Annotated in this window: 13 protein-coding genes, 1 tRNA gene and 1 pseudogene; 12 read left to right on the forward strand and 3 right to left on the reverse strand. The window is 48.4% G+C overall.

Annotated elements, in window-relative coordinates; genetic code table 11:
* The first annotated feature begins 120 nt into the window (after window positions 1-120).
* The 7 genes from MC7420_RS23690 to MC7420_RS23720 all read left to right on the forward strand — a co-directional run bounded on the left by MC7420_RS23690 (window position 121) and on the right by MC7420_RS23720 (window position 6115).
* Window positions 121-1992, forward strand: a complete 1872-nt coding sequence (locus MC7420_RS23690; protein ID WP_157453296.1) for an alpha/beta hydrolase — start codon at window positions 121-123, stop codon at window positions 1990-1992.
* 279 nt (window positions 1993-2271) lie between these two features.
* Window positions 2272-2344, forward strand: a tRNA-Phe gene (locus MC7420_RS23695).
* A gap of 126 nt (window positions 2345-2470) precedes the next feature.
* On the forward strand, window positions 2471-2806 hold the full coding sequence (locus MC7420_RS23700) for a hypothetical protein (protein WP_044209327.1): 336 nt from the start codon (window positions 2471-2473) through the stop codon (window positions 2804-2806).
* A 223-nt stretch (window positions 2807-3029) separates the two neighbouring features.
* A complete protein-coding gene (locus tag MC7420_RS23705; protein ID WP_006103655.1) occupies window positions 3030-3971 on the forward strand; it encodes an RNA-guided endonuclease InsQ/TnpB family protein in 942 nt (313 codons plus the stop codon).
* A gap of 144 nt (window positions 3972-4115) precedes the next feature.
* Window positions 4116-4469: a YtxH domain-containing protein gene (locus MC7420_RS23710; RefSeq protein ID WP_006103589.1), complete on the forward strand. Its 354-nt coding sequence runs from the start codon at window positions 4116-4118 to the stop codon at window positions 4467-4469.
* A gap of 11 nt (window positions 4470-4480) precedes the next feature.
* Window positions 4481-5005 carry a DUF948 domain-containing protein gene (locus tag MC7420_RS23715; RefSeq protein WP_006103649.1) on the forward strand — a complete coding sequence of 175 codons (525 nt, stop codon included), beginning with the start codon at window positions 4481-4483 and terminating at the stop codon, window positions 5003-5005.
* Between the two features lie 309 nt (window positions 5006-5314).
* Window positions 5315-6115, forward strand: a complete 801-nt coding sequence (locus tag MC7420_RS23720; protein ID WP_006103642.1) for a TPM domain-containing protein — start codon at window positions 5315-5317, stop codon at window positions 6113-6115.
* Between the two features lie 83 nt (window positions 6116-6198).
* On the opposite strand, the gene pgeF is transcribed toward MC7420_RS23720, so the two are convergent.
* Entirely contained in the window at window positions 6199-6990 is a 792-nt protein-coding gene (pgeF, locus tag MC7420_RS23725; RefSeq protein ID WP_044209330.1) for a peptidoglycan editing factor PgeF, read from the reverse strand.
* 118 nt (window positions 6991-7108) lie between these two features.
* Here pgeF and MC7420_RS23730 point away from each other — a divergent pair, with 118 nt between their 5' ends.
* Window positions 7109-7969: a biotin--[acetyl-CoA-carboxylase] ligase gene (locus MC7420_RS23730; protein ID WP_006103553.1), complete on the forward strand. Its 861-nt coding sequence runs from the start codon at window positions 7109-7111 to the stop codon at window positions 7967-7969.
* A gap of 188 nt (window positions 7970-8157) precedes the next feature.
* Complete coding sequence (locus MC7420_RS23735) at window positions 8158-9603, forward strand: M23 family metallopeptidase (RefSeq protein ID WP_006103545.1); 1446 nt, start codon at window positions 8158-8160, stop codon at window positions 9601-9603.
* 215 nt (window positions 9604-9818) lie between these two features.
* On the opposite strand, the gene ilvN is transcribed toward MC7420_RS23735, so the two are convergent.
* Window positions 9819-10337, reverse strand: a complete 519-nt coding sequence (ilvN, locus tag MC7420_RS23740) for an acetolactate synthase small subunit (RefSeq protein WP_006103562.1) — start codon at window positions 10335-10337, stop codon at window positions 9819-9821.
* 196 nt (window positions 10338-10533) lie between these two features.
* Between ilvN and MC7420_RS23745 the strand changes: the two genes are divergently transcribed.
* The 3 genes and pseudogenes from MC7420_RS23745 to MC7420_RS23755 all read left to right on the forward strand — a co-directional run bounded on the left by MC7420_RS23745 (window position 10534) and on the right by MC7420_RS23755 (window position 14236).
* A complete protein-coding gene (locus MC7420_RS23745) occupies window positions 10534-13287 on the forward strand; it encodes a valine--tRNA ligase (RefSeq protein ID WP_006103561.1) in 2754 nt (917 codons plus the stop codon).
* 20 nt (window positions 13288-13307) lie between these two features.
* Window positions 13308-13583: pseudogene (locus tag MC7420_RS23750) on the forward strand (helix-turn-helix domain-containing protein); the annotation flags it as partial.
* Window positions 13584-13708: 125 nt separating this feature from the next.
* On the forward strand, window positions 13709-14236 hold the full coding sequence (locus MC7420_RS23755) for a hypothetical protein (protein ID WP_006103568.1): 528 nt from the start codon (window positions 13709-13711) through the stop codon (window positions 14234-14236).
* Window positions 14237-14856: 620 nt separating this feature from the next.
* Here the strand turns inward: MC7420_RS23755 and MC7420_RS23760 are convergent.
* Window positions 14857-15825, reverse strand: a complete 969-nt coding sequence (locus MC7420_RS23760; protein ID WP_006103684.1) for a cation diffusion facilitator family transporter — start codon at window positions 15823-15825, stop codon at window positions 14857-14859.
* Between the last annotated feature and the right edge of the window lie 41 nt (window positions 15826-15866).

The raw sequence follows: 15866 nt of genomic DNA on the forward strand, positions 1-15866 counted from the left end.
TTGCTCAACCCGTACCCTGTATGTATTTCTTTGCGGTAGCAATAACCATGTCAGGGAAACTTATATAGACGGTGTTGGGTCGCTTTAATGGGAACTCTATGTCTTTTTTCATACACCCCAATGACGTTTCAAGTGAATCGATTTGATCGCAAGGACTCTCGGCGTACTCAATCTAGAAAAGGAGTGAAGTCCAGATGGCTAATCCAAAAACTTAAACACCACATTTTTTTATTCGGCGTAGCCCTTTCTTGGGGAATCGCCACTCCCCTGAATGCGGCGGAACGAGTCACCCTGCAATTAGGACCGTTTCAGCAATCGGTGGAAATCGCGGATCTAGAAGAATGGGCGCAGACGGGTCAGCTACCGCCAACTCTCACACCCTACCGTTCCTTACTCACCCCCCAAGTTCAGCAGGTACTCAACAGACGCCTGCAACTCGACCCCAATCTGGCTGAGAAATTTATCAATGATTTGCTGCTGTCCACCGATGGCGCCCGCTTACTGGATCAAATTGGTAGGGTACTCCCGGATAGCAGTCTTGATCAGTTAAAAGCAGCTCTATTTTTAGCGGCACGCCAAGCCAATGGATTGTCGGTGCTAAGTTTTTTAAGAGCTTACCCCGAAGAGACCGTCACGATCAATGCCTCATCCGCGATCGCGATTGTGCTGCAAATGAATCTGCCTTACTTACAATCTCAAGTGGTTAATCCGATCCTGGAACAGGAACTCACTATGGCGGATACCCCAGAGTTTACGGCTGACTTTGACCCAACGGTGACCGGTTATCAATATGTCCGGGAACGTACCCTGAGGCTACGTGATCGCGATCGCGATCGGGCTATTCCCGTGGATGTTTACTGGGTGGGCAATACGTCAGGACCTTTGGTTGTCCTCTCCCACGGCTTTGGCTCTGACCGCAAATTTTTAACCTACTTAGCGCGTCATCTCGCGTCTAATGGTTTAACTGTTGTGGCAATAGAACATCCCGGCAGTAATTTTAGCTGGCTCAGTGGGGTTTCTCTCAGGAGTAACATTGGAGAGGTGTTACCCCCATCGGAGTTTATCGACCGTCCTCAGGATGTTAGCTTTGTTTTGGATCGGCTGGCGAAAATTAATCGAGGCTATGGATCGTTACGGGGCAAATTGAATACGGAGCAAGTTACCGTTATCGGTCATTCCCTAGGCGGCTACACCGCTTTAGCCTTAGCCGGAGGACAACTTGACCTAGAGGAATTACGAGAGTTTTGTCAACAGCGTAGTCCTCTAGAACGCTCACCCGCTGACTGGTTTCAATGTTCTGCCACAGACTTACAGGAAGACAATGTACAGTTACGCGATCAGCGGGTGGTTCAGGTAATGGCGCTCAACGCCGTTACTGGACATTTATTTGGCAGTTCGGGTCTAGCGGAGGTAAAAATTCCCACCTTGCTCTTAACGGGAACCAATGACGCGATTACCCCCTCTCTGGAACACCAACTTCGCGCCTTTGATCAGTTAGGTGGACTCAAGTATCTGCTGGTGGCGCTAGGGGGGACTCATTTAAGTGTCACCGATCGCGCAACTCTCAATGAAGCTGTAACCAGCAGTACCTTGGTGCCGGAACTAACGGATAAAGATGCAGAACCCCTGCGTCGGCTATTTCGAGGCGTGAGTTTAGCCTTCATTAAACAGCTAACGCCTGAAGCCCAACGTTATCAACCCTTTTTGACACCAGCTTACGCCCAATCGCTTTCCACTCCCAGCTTATCCTTACGCCTGAGTACTCAACTCCCACCCAGCTTAACCACTTGGTTCCAAGTGTTAAGTGTGAGTAACCAGAAGATTGCCATCCGTTTCCCTACCCTCAATCAAGATGCGATCGGGAAGATTTTTTCACCCTTTGCCAACTCTTCCCAGGTTATGACCCAGACTGATTGCTGCACAGGACAACTCAACCAGATTTTTACGAATTTTATGAATACCTATAATCGGCGTTTAACGGGAATCAGTTAGTTAGGACACATCATTTATGTAGAGACGCGCCATGGCGCGTCTGGAACAATGGTGCCGAAAGTCCTAATCGATGTGTCTACTGCTGTACCTGGACTAGCGCTCTAGGAGATTTCAGATATGGGTAAATCGAGTTGCTTAATGTAAGCCATTAGTATATAATTAAGGTTTGGCAAATATTAAACGACCCAACAAGAGGTAGACTAAATCACATTTATTGCTGATCAGGCTTGCCAAAATCTTGTTAAGTTTGCTACCTTAGTTAAGCGCAAGGGATAACAAGCCGGGATAGCTCAGTCGGTAGAGCAGGGGACTGAAAATCCCCGTGTCGGCGGTTCAAGTCCGCCTCCTGGCATTCCTAATAGCTGATTCTATTACTATATAGATTTGGGTAGAGCGTGAAACGGTTAATAGCCTAGAGTTAATCGATTTTGCATCTGTTTGATATTGAGCCGATCCGTTCCTTCCCCAATCCCAAAACATGGTAACCGTTGTTGTCATCTTCAATCTGCTGATATCGCTGTTAGGTTTTTATATAGCGTGGCGGATTTGGAGACTACGACGGGTGCTAGGGGCAGCGGCTGACATTGTAGCCAGGGCTGAACAAAGTACATATAGGGTTTTACATGGCGCTCCCCAAGCTATCTCTAAAGGGCAGATCGGTGTCCACGGCTTAAAAAAACGCTATCAACAGTTAGAGTTTCAGTTACAACGAGTACAGCGAGTCTTGATGGTGTTGGGCTTTATTCAAAAGACCTATCAGTCTAGGCGACGCCGTCGGGGAAAGCGATCGCCTGCCGAACGCTCCCAACTCTGAACCTTACCCGTTCCGGAGTATCCTTTTAGAATCCTCGGTCATTTATGCCCAGGAGAAGTCAAGCCAATTGCCCTCCATATATAGCGTAGCGAAGGTGAAAACCCCTGTGTTTCAAAGGGGGGATGAAACCGAGCGAGTCGTCTAGCCAAGCAATTTTAGTTGTGAGTCTAGTACAATTTTCTGTTTTTATGCTATAATAACCAGCCTAAGCAAAAACAAGATTATGATAGTTTTTGAGTTCAAGGTAAAAGCCAAACCAACTCAATACGCAGCCATTGATGAGGCGATTCAGACTTCTCAGTTTGTCCGAAACAAATGCTTACGATACTGGATGGACAACGAAGGTGCCAGCAAATACGACCTCAACAAATATTGCAGTGTATTGGCGAAAGAGTTTAGCTTTGCCTCTGAACTCAACTCTCAGGCGCGTCAAGCATCGGCTGAACGTGCTTGGACTGCTATCAGCCGTTTCTATGAAAATTGCCGGAAGGTAGAGACGCGCCATGGCGCGTCTCTACAAGGCTTCCTGGCTGATTCCAACGGTCACACAGAGGAGTCACCCAAGTTTTACCGCAAATCGGAAAGACAACTCAATCGAGCTAATCGCAAGAAGTCAAAGAAGTACCGCAAGGGAGCAAAACCGCAGTCCAGAAACTATCATAAGGCAAGAAAGCGATATGCACGGAAGCATTTAAGAGTAAGTAGGCAGCGAAAAGAGTATTGCAAGCGAGTAGCGTACTCCGTGATCCAGTCTAACGATTTGGTAGCCTATGAAGACTTGAATGTGAAAGGGTTGGTAAAGAATCGCCACTTGTCTAAGTCGATCTCTGACGCTGGTTGGTCTATGTTCCGGCAATGGCTGGAATACTTTGGGCATAAGTACGGGAAAGTGACGGTAGCCGTTCCACCTCACTACACCTCCCAAGATTGCCCAAAGTGCCATGATCGGGTCAAAAAGTCCCTGTCCCAACGAACACATGTCTGTGGCAACTGTGGGTACGTTGAAGACAGGGACATTGCCGCCAGTCTAAACATCCTGCAAAAAGGATTAAGTACGGTAGGACATACCGGAACTTACGCTTGGGGAGACTTGCCCTCTTGGGCGGTTGGAGCAATCCTGTCGTCTAACGGCAAGTCAAAGAACCAAGAATCTCCGTTGCTTTAGCACGGGGAGTGTCAAGTTAAAAGGGAGCTATCAAGAACACAAGCGAGCTGCCATCTGCGTTCTTGAGCAGACGATTACAGATATTTCTCATCAAATTCTCTGAGCAAGTCTGCCTAAAATTGGTGTAAGGATAGAAAGCAAACGATGTCAAAAAAGAGTGCTGGAGTATTTATTGGGGGTTTAGTTGTGGGGGGTGTCATTGGCACCCTCACCGGATTGCTGATTGCCCCACGTTCAGGGCGGGATACGCGACGGTTGTTGAAAAAATCTACAGATGCCTTACCGGATTTAGCCGAAGATCTATCAACGACTGTACAACTACAAGCCGATCGCCTTTCCGAATCAGCCCTACGCAACTGGGATGGAACCTTGACCCGACTGCGAGATGCGATCGCGGCGGGACAAGAGGCTTCCGCCAGGACACGAGACGAACTAAACTCGACTCAATCGGACGTGGCGAGTGAATCACCCGCGTCCGTTTCTGATCATCAAGTGTAGGCAACCGGTCGGTGATTGATCCTCTATTTTGGCTCGGGCTCTCTATTTTATTAGTCGCAGTTAGCTTAACGGCTGTTTTAGTGGCAGCATTACCCGCGCTGCAAGAATTAGCACGAGCAGCCCGTAGTGTGGAAAAGTTGGCAGATACGCTGCGGCGAGAATTGCCGCCTACTTTAGAGTCGATTCGTCTGACGGGTTTAGAAATTAGTGACTTGAGCAACGATATGAATGAAGGCGTTAAAAGCGCGGGTCAAGTCGTGCAGCAAGTTGATCAAAGTATCAAAGGTGCGAAAAATCAGGCGAAAAAAGCCCAAGTCGGCAGTCGTAGCGTTGTTGCGGGTGTTAAAGCGGCTTGGAAAACCTGGAGAAACCCTGGAGCGAGTCGTCGTTCCCTTGATCGTTTACCCCCCTCTGAGCGCAAAGCTCTTGATTTGCAACAACAGGATACAGATCCGGATACGGTTGAACAAGAATATGAGAGATATGAGGAGATTCAGGATAATGCTCCTGTTTCTCGGCAAGGGGACGATGGGTGAGATAGGGAGCTGGGGGAGCTGGGGGAGCTGGGGAAGCTGAGACATTCCGATGAAAGATCTTTATGTAGGGGCGGGTTTTACCACTAACATTTCGTTTTCACCCTGATATAACTAAACCCGCCCTGACCTAACCGTTCAATTATCACAAATGACGTAGCTTGCTTCTCGCTCCCTTGAGTATGACGAATGACAAATGACAAATCCCAAATATTAGAGTAAAGTAAACAAGTGTAAAGAAATCTTTACCTTAACCTGATCTTATCTCCCGTTTAAGATATCTCACCCCTGTCCATTGTTTTGTGTATCGCAATGCTGGATCTTTTTAAACGATTTTTGGTAATCTTGGTGGCGTTTTGTCTGGCTGGCTCTGTTTGGGCGATCGCACCATCTGCCCAGGCTTATAACAACCCCGATCTACTCCCGGAAACCCAGACACCGATTATTGACTTGGCGAACCTGCTCCCCCAGCTTCAGGAAGAAGCCTTAATTCAAGACATAGAAACCTTTGAGGCACAAACAGGCTGGAAGCTGCGGGTACTCACCCAATATGACCGTACACCCGGTTTAGCTGTTCGCGATTACTGGGGACTCAATGATAAAAGTGTTTTACTGATTGCTGACCCACGCGGCGGTAATCTGTTGGGCTTTAATGTGGGCGACGATTTATATCAATTTCTACCCCGTACCTTTTGGGTAGAGTTACAGACACGCTTTGGCAACCTCTACTTTGTGCGTGACAATGGGGAAAACCAGGCAATTGTCCAAGCGTTAGATACGGTTAAAACTTGCCTAAATAAGGGTGGATGTAACGTTGTTCCGGGCTTGCCTCAAGAGCAGTGGATTCTCACCCTGATTACCTCTTTGGTGGGTGGTGTAGTTTTGGGATTTGCCGCGATTCCGCGCAAAGATGGACAGCTTGTGGCTTGGCAATGGGCATTAATCTTTTCTCCCTTGTGGGGTATTCTCTTCATTGCTTTCGGAATTGGTCCAGTTGTCACTCGGACGGCTGAATGGTTGCCTTTATTCCGGAATGTATTGGCGTTTGCGCTAGGGGCGTTAGTGGCTTACCTGTCACCGTTCATTGGTCAAACGACAGCGTCGGACATGTAATTATTGGTCATTGGTCATTGGTCATTGGTCATTGGTCATTGGTTTTTTCCAGTAAGGGCGCACGTCTATGCGCCCCTACAATTTTATCTACTGACAATTCCTGACCACTGCACCTTTTTTTGCTGAGTGCGACGATAGGAGAAGAAATACTCCGGTTGCTGATAGGTACAGTGAGGCGCGATCGCGACTTGTTCATCCTGTAAGCCGAGTTGTTCGAGTTGTATCGCGTTCACCCGCCGTACATCTAAACGTACTCGCCCTGGATGGGGATCTTCAAAAATTGGGGAATGGGGAAGCTGCTGTAATTCAGCCAAAATCGATTCAGAAGTATCTGTTTTATCTGTAGAGATAATGCTAGAACCGACTTCTATGGCGACGGTTTCCGAAACTTGATACACTTCTGGCGCGATCGCAGGTCCCATGGCAACCCTCAGATTGTCTAGGCGGCTACCAGTTTCTAGGAATCGTGCGATCGTATTTGGCACAATTCGAGCCGCCGTTCCTCGCCATCCCGCATGAATAGCCGCGACTCGTCCCGTTTGTTCATCGCCAATCAGCACAGGCGTACAGTCAGCCGTGCAAACCCAGACAGCTTCCTGGGGGTGTTCAGTGAAGATACCATCAGCCGCAGGTTTTTCCGGCGTCTGAGTCTCCGTTTGACTGACTGAACCAACAATTTCAGAGGGGGTGAGGACAGTATTCCCATGAACTTGGCGCACCCGATAAACATTCGCTTCAGGCTGTAGGGCTTCTACAATTTGGTCAGGGGTACGAGGGGAAAAGGCTGAGGTGAAGAAGCCGTGATGCCAAGGTTTGAGAAGGCTACAGGTTAGATACGGTAAGTTGTCCCACGTTTGCCAGTGCCACGTATGCATTGATTTTTGTTCATTGTTCATTGTCTGCTGTGTCCCAGAAAATTTACATAGGAAACACTATTCCATCAAGGGAAGCTCAGGAGTACAATAGGCTAGCTTAGCTAATCTTTAAGCCGTAGTGGTACTTGATCAACAAGCTCTGGAAATAGCCCTCCAAACCGTCACGCAACAGCTATCCCGTTCTAAACTCCCAGGACTTCAAGATATCGGGGAGCTTGCGATCTATTTATTTGACAGCCTATCCTCTACTAATCAAACCCTCTGGGAATTACTAGACAGAGGAACCCCACCTCCTACCGTTGTTATCGCCGCTCAACAGACGGCTGGACGAGGACAGTGGGGACGGCAATGGCAATCGGAGCAGGGTGGGCTATACTTATCGTTGGCTTTAACCACGAATGTGGAAGCATCCAATAGCGCCCAGCTAACGATGTGCAGCGCTTGGGGTATTGCTACAGCGTTGAGATGTTATGGTATTCCTGTCCTGATTAAGTGGCACAATGACCTGCTGTTGTTGGGCTATAAGTTGGGGGGGATTCTCACCGAAACTCGACTGTCTCAGGGGCAGATTACTAAAGCGGTGATTGGTGTAGGCATTAACTGGAGCAATCCTGTGCCAGAAACAGGGATTAATTTACAATCCTTTTTTGCGACTCAACCCATGAGTCCATCCGTAACCTCCCTGGAAATGTTAGCCGCAATCGTGATCCAGGGATTGCGATCGGGATACCACTACGGGTTAGAATCAGGCATTGATAATTTACGGTTGTCCTATCAAAGGTTACTGTTTCATCAGGGAGTCTCGATTCAGGTCAATGGACATCGTGGCATCGTTAAAGGCGTCACGTCAACGGGTGATCTAAGAGTTAGCGTAAACTCAGCACAGGCAATGGATACAAATGCTGATACCATCATCAGTCCCGAAATTCACCTCAAGCCCGGTACAATTAGTCTGGGCTATTCTCAAGATCTGCCTTGAGTCCAAACGCCAAATGTTACTGGGTTCAGTTTATAACTTGTTGGAATGAATGAATCGGTATTCTTGCCTAATTATCCCTGTTGCCATAAAGGTCAGGACTGTCACGAGAAGGTATATAAATACCCTTAAATTGACTGAAAATTTTACTCAATATTGACTAAGAGTGAGCCATGAGGAGTGAGTCGCAAATGAATAAACAAACCGTCGCCAATTCCACCCCAACGGGCGTATTTTATCGGTATCCCTGGCTGAAGCAGGGTATCAGTGTGATGGGAGGACTTGGTGTTCTCAGTAGTGGTTTGGTTGTTGCTCAAACCGATGCACCAATCGACACAGGCGCAGCCCCAGCCGCACCGCCTGCTCCCCCAGCGATTAAATTTACCCCGCCGCCCCCAGCACCTCCCGCCCAGCCTAAACCAGCTGCGCCACAAGCTATTGTTGCACCGCCAGCGCCAGCGCCTAAACCTGCCTACCGTCCCCCTGCTCCCCCAGCCCCTAAACCTGCTGCTCCTGCACCAGTTACCGTTAGCAAGCCTCCAGCCCCAGCTCCGGCTCCGGCTGCACCGACACCCAGAGTGGCGACACCTCCAGCGGCAAAACCGAGACTGAACGCGCCGAATTTATCCATTCCGGCTCCCGCTACCTTAGCCAAACCCCCAAAAGTTATTGTTAATCCGTCCCCCGCTCAAACGGCAACTCAAACCCCAGCCGCGCCGAATAATAGCTATATTGATTCGACGAACTACAGTCTGGGGGCAACACAGGGAACGGAAAAACCCACTGTGGTTGTGACTGAGCGGTCAACAGGGTGTCAAACCGTGTCGCGCAATGGACGATTAACGAGTGGGAGTTGTGGGGGTCAAGCGACGCCAACATCACGAACAGTGGCAGGGCGGATTCAACCTCAACCCCCTCAACCTCAGGGAGGAACTGGTGGAGCCGCAACTCGACTTCCTACACCTCCAGTTGCGGTTAATGCCAGTGTGAGACGCCCAGTCCGGTCAGTTCAAAGGGTTGCAGTGTCTGGCAATTCTGGGGGCAGACAGTTTACTCGCCGTCCTCCCGTCTCCTCTCTATCCCCAACGGCATCATCCAAAACCACTCCCACGGGTCTGACTTACTATAATTTCTCCAACCGACCCCAGGGACGTACTATCGTCGGTAATGCCAGCTTTATTTTCCCCTTAACCATTCCGTCGGCAATTAGCTCAGCATTCGGGTGGCGCACCCATCCGATTACGGGGACATCTCGTTTCCATGCGGGTACAGATATCGCTGCCCCGACGGGGACACCCGTTTTGGCGGTGGCTCCGGGTGAGGTGGCTACGGCTGATTACTTAGGTGGCTACGGACTCACGGTGATTTTGCGCCATGAGGAAGGGACTCAAGAAAGCCGTTATGCTCACCTGTCAGAAATTTTTGTGCAACCGGGTGAATCGGTGGATCAGGGTAATGTGATTGGGCTGGTTGGTAGCACCGGATTTTCCACGGGTCCCCATCTCCACTTTGAATGGCGTCATCAAACCACTGATGGTTGGGTGGCGGTTGATGCTGGCGCTCATTTAGAATATGCTATGGCTCAACTGATTGAAGCGTTGCAGGTGGCACAGGCGATCGAGCAACCGGATTCTTAGAGCAGGGGGAGTTATCAGTGAGCAGTGAGCAGTTATCAGTGATCAAAAGCAGGAGGAGATGGGGGAGATGGGGGAGATGGGGGAGATAAGGTTAGGTTATCCTCAAAGGACAACGTGATGCCCTCGCCTCATACCGATAGACGCGCCATGATACCGATAGACGCGCCATGGCGCGTCTCTACAGGTTCAGATTGATGGGGGGTTCGGGTTTTCAGCTAGACTTTGGCTTCTAGGGACTTGAGATATTCGGTGTTGACACCGGATTCGCGGATTAGGGCAATTTTTCCTGTCCGGGCGACTTCCCGAAGTCCAAACTTGCTCAAAATCTGGACGATCGCGACCATTTTTCCAGGGTCTCCCACAACTTCAATGGTCAGGGAATCTTCGGCAATATCGACCACCCGAGCCCGGAATACTTGGGCAAGTTCAATGATCTCCGATCGCGTGGAACTGGTGCCGTTGACTTTGATCAACATTAATTCCCGTTCCACACAAGGAGTCGTGGTAATCTCTTGAACCTTGATCACATTGATCAACTTGTAGAGTTGCTTGGTGAGTTGCTCAATCGATCGCTCATCCCCAGGCACTACCATCGTAATCCGGGAAATCCCAACTTTTTCCGCAGGACCAACGGCGAGACTTTCAATATTGAAGCCGCGACGGGCAAATAAACCAGCGATGCGAGTTAAGACGCCAGCTTCATCTTCAACTAAAACTGAAAGGGTGTGTTTCATCAGCTAACACCTATAAGGCACAAAGGCAATTGCCTCTTGCTTATGTATAATCGGGTCTTGGCTTGAGGCTTTTATATCTTACCGTGGTCTGAAAAAATAACAAGACTTAATTCATCTATTTTTTGACGTTAACCTCGGTGAACCCCAAACCCCGTCGTCGGGTATGGCAAAATTAAACGTAAAACCCAAGATTTCCATGACAGCAACCACTCCCTCCCTACCCACTCAATATGATCCCACCACGACCGAAGCCAAGTGGCAGCGGTTTTGGGAAGAACAGGGCGTCTTTCAAGCCCACCCCGAACAAGGTGGTGAACCCTATTCCATGGTGATTCCACCGCCCAATGTCACAGGTAGCCTGCACATGGGTCACGCCTTGGGACAAACCATTATGGATATCCTGGTTCGCTATAACCGAATGAAAGGGTTTAATACGCTGTGGGTTCCGGGAACTGACCATGCCAGTATTGCCGTGTCCACAATCTTAGATCGGCAACTGAAAGCCGAAGGCAAAACTCGTCAAGAGGTAGGACGGGAAACCTATCTAAATCGCGCTTGGCAATGGAAAGAAGAATCAGGGGGTTGGATTGTTAACCAATTGCGTCGCTTAGGCGTGTCGGTGGATTGGTCGCGGGAACGGTTCACCATGGACGAAGGCTTGTCTAATGCTGTGCTGGAAGCCTTTGTCCAACTCTATGACGCCGGACTGATTTACCGGGGTGAATATATGGTGAATTGGTGTCCCCAATCCCAGTCGGCGGTTTCGGATTTGGAGGTGGAAAATAAGGAGGTTAATGGTCATCTGTGGCATTTTCGTTATCCCCTGAGTGAGGGAAATGGGTCAGTGGAAGTGGCGACAACTCGCCCGGAAACCATGCTGGGGGATACAGCCGTGGCGGTGAATCCCAATGATGAACGCTATCAGCATTTAATTGGCAAAACCTTGACCTTGCCGATTATGGGGCGAGAGATTCCGGTGGTTGGGGATGAGTTGGTTGACCCTAGTTTCGGTACGGGATGCGTCAAAGTTACACCCGCCCATGATCCTAATGACTTTGAGATGGGCAAACGCCATGACTTGCCCTTTATTACTATTCTGAATAAAGATGGCACGCTGAATGAAAATGCGGGCGAGTTTCAAGGACAAGACCGATTTGTGGCACGGAAAAATGTGGTGCAGCGACTAGAGGCAGATGGCTGTCTGGTTAAAGTTGAAGACTATCATCATACCGTTCCCTATAGCGATCGCGGCAAAGTCCCGGTTGAACCCCTACTATCGACCCAATGGTTCGTCAAGATTCGTCCCCTGGCGGATAAAGCGCTGGAATCCTTGGATCAGCATCACTCCCCCAATTTTGTCCCCGATCGCTGGACAAAAGTTTACCGGGACTGGTTAGTTAAATTAGAAGACTGGTGTATTTCGCGTCAACTCTGGTGGGGACATCAAATTCCGGCTTGGTATGCGGTGAGTGAAACCGGGGGACAAATTACTGATAATACTCCCTTTATCGTGGCTCACAGTGAAGCCGAAGCCTTAGAAAAAGCGAAATCACAATTTGGCGAATCTGTCAAGCTCATCCAAGACCCCGATGTCCTCGACACTTGGTTTTCCTCCGGCTTGTGGCCCTTCTCCACCATGGGTTGGCCCCAACAGACACCGGATTTAGAGACGTACTATCCTACCACCGTATTAGTTACAGGCTTTGATATCATCTTTTTCTGGGTTGCCCGAATGACGATGATGGGCGGATACTTTACCGATCAAATGCCATTCCAAACGGTTTATATCCACGGTTTAGTCCGGGATGAAAATAACAAAAAGATGTCCAAGTCGGCAAATAATGGTATTGATCCGCTGCTTCTGATCGAGAAATATGGAACCGATGCGCTACGCTATACCTTAATCCGGGAAGTCGCGGGTGCAGGTCAAGATATTCGTTTAGAGTATAATCGCCAAACCGATGAATCGGCATCCGTAGAAGCCTCGCGCAACTTTGCCAATAAACTCTGGAATGCGGCGCGGTTTGTGATGATGAACCTGGATGGGAAATCGCCTCAAGTCTTGGGTTCGCCATTGGCACAGGAACGGGATACATTAGAATTATGCGATCGCTGGATTCTCTCGCGCTTTTATCAAGTCGTCACTCAAACCCGTCAGGATTTCGATCAGTACGGTTTAGGAGAAGCCGCCAAGGGGCTATATGACTTTATCTGGGGTGACTTTTGTGACTGGTATATCGAACTGGTTAAACAACGGTTACGACAGCAGGGAACCCAATCACGGCACATTGCCCAGCAAACCCTGGCGCACGTCCTCGATGGTATCCTGAAACTATTGCATCCGTTTATGCCGCATATTACCGAAGAAATTTGGCATACTTTAACGCAAAAGACGGACGAGTGTTTAGCGCTACAACCCTATCCCGCGCTACCCGACTCGGAAACCGAACCCGGTGCATTTCCTATCAATCAAGACCTAGAAAAGCAGTTCGAGTTACTCATTGGTACAATCCGCACCATCCGTAACTTGCGTGCTGAAGCGGGTGTGAAACCGAAGACAAAAGCCCCGGTGATTTTGCAAAGCGAAAATCCGGATGAACGTGATATTTTACAGAAGGGTGAATCCTACCTGCAAGACTTAGGTAAAGTCGATACCTTGACGATTGTGCCAGCCTTAACCGAAGAACTCAAAACCACAATGGCAGGCGTAATTGGCACTGTTCAACTGATTATTCCTCTAGCCGGATTAGTTGATGTCGAAACACTTCGCGCTAAGTTAGACAAAGATCTCAGTAAAATCGATGCTGAAGTCAAATCTCTGTCGAGTCGTTTGGCGAATCCAAACTTTGTCAATAAAGCCCCCGCCCCTATTGTTCAGGGTGCTAAGGATGCATTGAGTGAGTCTATGCATCAAGCCGAAATTTTGCGCGATCGCCTAAAGCGACTTTAAAACGAATGTCACTGACTGGTATGCTGACACTTAACTATCGTTACCGAATCTATCCAGACGCTGCTCAAGAACAACGGTTGATTGAGTGGATGGAAATCTGTCGTCGTGCATACAACTATGCATTGGGGGAGATAAAGGATTGGTGCAATAGTCGTAAGTGCTTGATTGATAGATGCTCCCTGGAAAAAGAGTACATCATTCCAGTAGATGCCAAGTTTCCTGGTGAGATACAACAGCTTAACAATTTGCCCAAAGCTAAGAAGGAATTTCCCAAGTTAAAAGAGGTTCAAGGGGAAAAACCAGGAAATCCTCAAAGTGATTTGGGGAAGCCCACACCATAATCTTTGATTTGGTGTGGGAGGATGTCACTCCTTCGTGAAAATCAATTCCTTGCTCATTAACGACCAACAACTAACAAGCTATGCTACATCTGGGTGAAGTGCAAAAAAATGACAAAGACGGCAGCATTAAACTCCAATTGTTAGCCCGTCAAGAATCGGATGATTGCTGGGCAGTCATTAATCCACCAGAAAGCATTTCGCTGGATGGTGCGAACGCCTTTCATCAAGGATCGTTAGTGTTGGTAGATATTTCTGACAATCAAGAGGTTCTGGATATTCAATCTGCCAAGGAGTGGGTATTAAACTTCGTCCACCGATATCTAACTATCGGAATTACCCCCATGTTCTTACAGGAAGAAGTGACCCGCACCGAACAATGGCGACAAGATTTGACGTTACAAAGTCAAGATTTAACTCGTCAGCGTGCTGAAATGGAAGCCCGTCGCGAAAATATTCAAGCCTTGGAAATTGAGTTAAAACTCCAACAGCAACAAATGGAGGAACGGGAGGCTAAGTTACAGGATCAATTAGAAAAGTATAATATTACTCTTCCGGATGAAGATGATGAGGAAGATGAGGGAGATAAGGGAGATGAGGGAGATGGGTGAAGCAGGGGGAGTTATCAGTTATCAGTTATCAGTGAGCAGTTATCAGTTATCAAGAGCAGGGGAAGCAGGGGAAGCAATGTAGAGACGTGCCATGGCGCGTCTGGAAGCTGGGGGAAAAGAGGCGTTCCGATAAAACATCTTTTGTAGGGGCGGGTTTTACTACTAACATTTCGTTGTCACCCTGATGTAACTAAACCCGCCCCAACCTAACCGTTCAATTATCGCAAATGATATCATGTCCAGACCCATCACCCCTACTAAAAATGTACGGACTCCAAAACCCAAGCCCCTACTCCCCATCACCGTAATTAGGGGTAAGCTGTCATGCATTTAAATTGGGTATTATAGCAACCGCCATAGCGGTTAGGACACATCATTTATGTAGAGACGCGCCATGGCGCGTCTCTACAATGGTGCCGAAAGTCCTAATCGATGTGTCTACTGCTATAGTAGCGAGCAAGATGCTTGATGTAGCGAGCAAGATGCAAAGCCTGCGGCATGGCTTCGCTAAACGCACTACGGCAAGGATTGCGCCATTATTGATATTAAGGTTTAAATGCCGAACAGCTTATTCAACCGGACATGATTCTGACAAATGACGAATGACTAATGACGACAAATTACCAATCGCCGAACTCAGGATTATTTTGACTATCATGATTTTGATCAGACATTAACCCTGAACGCTGACGATTTGCCGCCACCGTAAAGTCATCCTCAATATAAAATGTCACCTGCACCGGACCATATTCTTCCTCAATCATGCCCTTAATTCGTTCCACCAGTAAAGAGGTGACGCCAGCAAATTCAGGATGGATAATCAGGTGCATTTGAATATACACATAACGCCCGACAACGCCTCGTGACTGAATATGATAACAATGTGTAATTCCACCAACTTGATGAGCAATTTGCGCTAGAATTTCGGGAGCGATCGCGGTTTGCTCAACCAGTAGGGGAAATTGCCAGTTGATCACTTGCCAGCAATTCCTCACCGCCACGGGAACCAGGACAATGGCTAGCACTACATCCAGCCAGACTAACCCCGCCTCGACGCCCAAAAATCCCAGGAGTACAACCAGAGTCAGGCAAACATCCAACAACAGTTGTCGAGCATTAAACCCTAAGGCAGCGCTTCTCAGTTGTTTCCCTTGATACCGTCCAACTAATGCCAATCCTAAACTGGTAATGATCACAACGGCGAGTAATTGAATTAGGGGTAAACTCACTCGCACCGGAAACGTCAACCACTCATCTGACGGTTGGTTCAATAATTGTTGCGCTGACATTCCCCAGACATTTAATCCGGTAAACCCCAGAAAGCCAATCAGCAAAAATAGGATCAGGGTTTCCCACTTACCATGACCATACACCGATCGCCGGATGGGATGCTCATGGGCGATTAGCTTATATAAACTCAGCAGGGTACTGAAGCTAACCAATAACGTCTGCATCGATTCTGCCATAAGACTCAGCGATCGCGTCGCCCAAGCAGCAGAAACTTTAACCGATAATATAAATAAGGTTAGCCAAAGCGTTGTAAATAGTATCAGACGACTCGTCTGAATGCGATGTGATCCTTCAGTCATGTGTCAGAAGGTAGTGAACCCAACAGGGGCAACTACCCAAT

The organism is Coleofasciculus chthonoplastes PCC 7420 (assembly GCF_000155555.1).
GTDB classification, from domain to species: Bacteria; Cyanobacteriota; Cyanobacteriia; order Cyanobacteriales; family Coleofasciculaceae; genus Coleofasciculus; species Coleofasciculus chthonoplastes_A.

Excerpts from the sequence above, each read along its gene's own strand:
- MC7420_RS23760 (WP_006103684.1), bottom strand. The coding sequence starts at position 15,825 with ATGACTGAAGGATCACATCGCATTCAGACGAGTCGTCTGATACTATTT.
- MC7420_RS23690 (WP_157453296.1), top strand. The coding sequence starts at position 121 with ATGACGTTTCAAGTGAATCGATTTGATCGCAAGGACTCTCGGCGTACT.
- MC7420_RS23705 (WP_006103655.1), top strand. The coding sequence starts at position 3,030 with ATGATAGTTTTTGAGTTCAAGGTAAAAGCCAAACCAACTCAATACGCA.
- MC7420_RS23720 (WP_006103642.1), top strand. The coding sequence starts at position 5,315 with ATGCTGGATCTTTTTAAACGATTTTTGGTAATCTTGGTGGCGTTTTGT.
- pgeF (WP_044209330.1), bottom strand. The coding sequence starts at position 6,990 with ATGCATACGTGGCACTGGCAAACGTGGGACAACTTACCGTATCTAACC.
- ilvN (WP_006103562.1), bottom strand. The coding sequence starts at position 10,337 with ATGAAACACACCCTTTCAGTTTTAGTTGAAGATGAAGCTGGCGTCTTA.
- MC7420_RS23735 (WP_006103545.1), top strand. The coding sequence starts at position 8,158 with ATGAATAAACAAACCGTCGCCAATTCCACCCCAACGGGCGTATTTTAT.
- MC7420_RS23755 (WP_006103568.1), top strand. The coding sequence starts at position 13,709 with ATGCTACATCTGGGTGAAGTGCAAAAAAATGACAAAGACGGCAGCATT.
- MC7420_RS23745 (WP_006103561.1), top strand. The coding sequence starts at position 10,534 with ATGACAGCAACCACTCCCTCCCTACCCACTCAATATGATCCCACCACG.
- MC7420_RS23710 (WP_006103589.1), top strand. The coding sequence starts at position 4,116 with ATGTCAAAAAAGAGTGCTGGAGTATTTATTGGGGGTTTAGTTGTGGGG.
- MC7420_RS23700 (WP_044209327.1), top strand. The coding sequence starts at position 2,471 with ATGGTAACCGTTGTTGTCATCTTCAATCTGCTGATATCGCTGTTAGGT.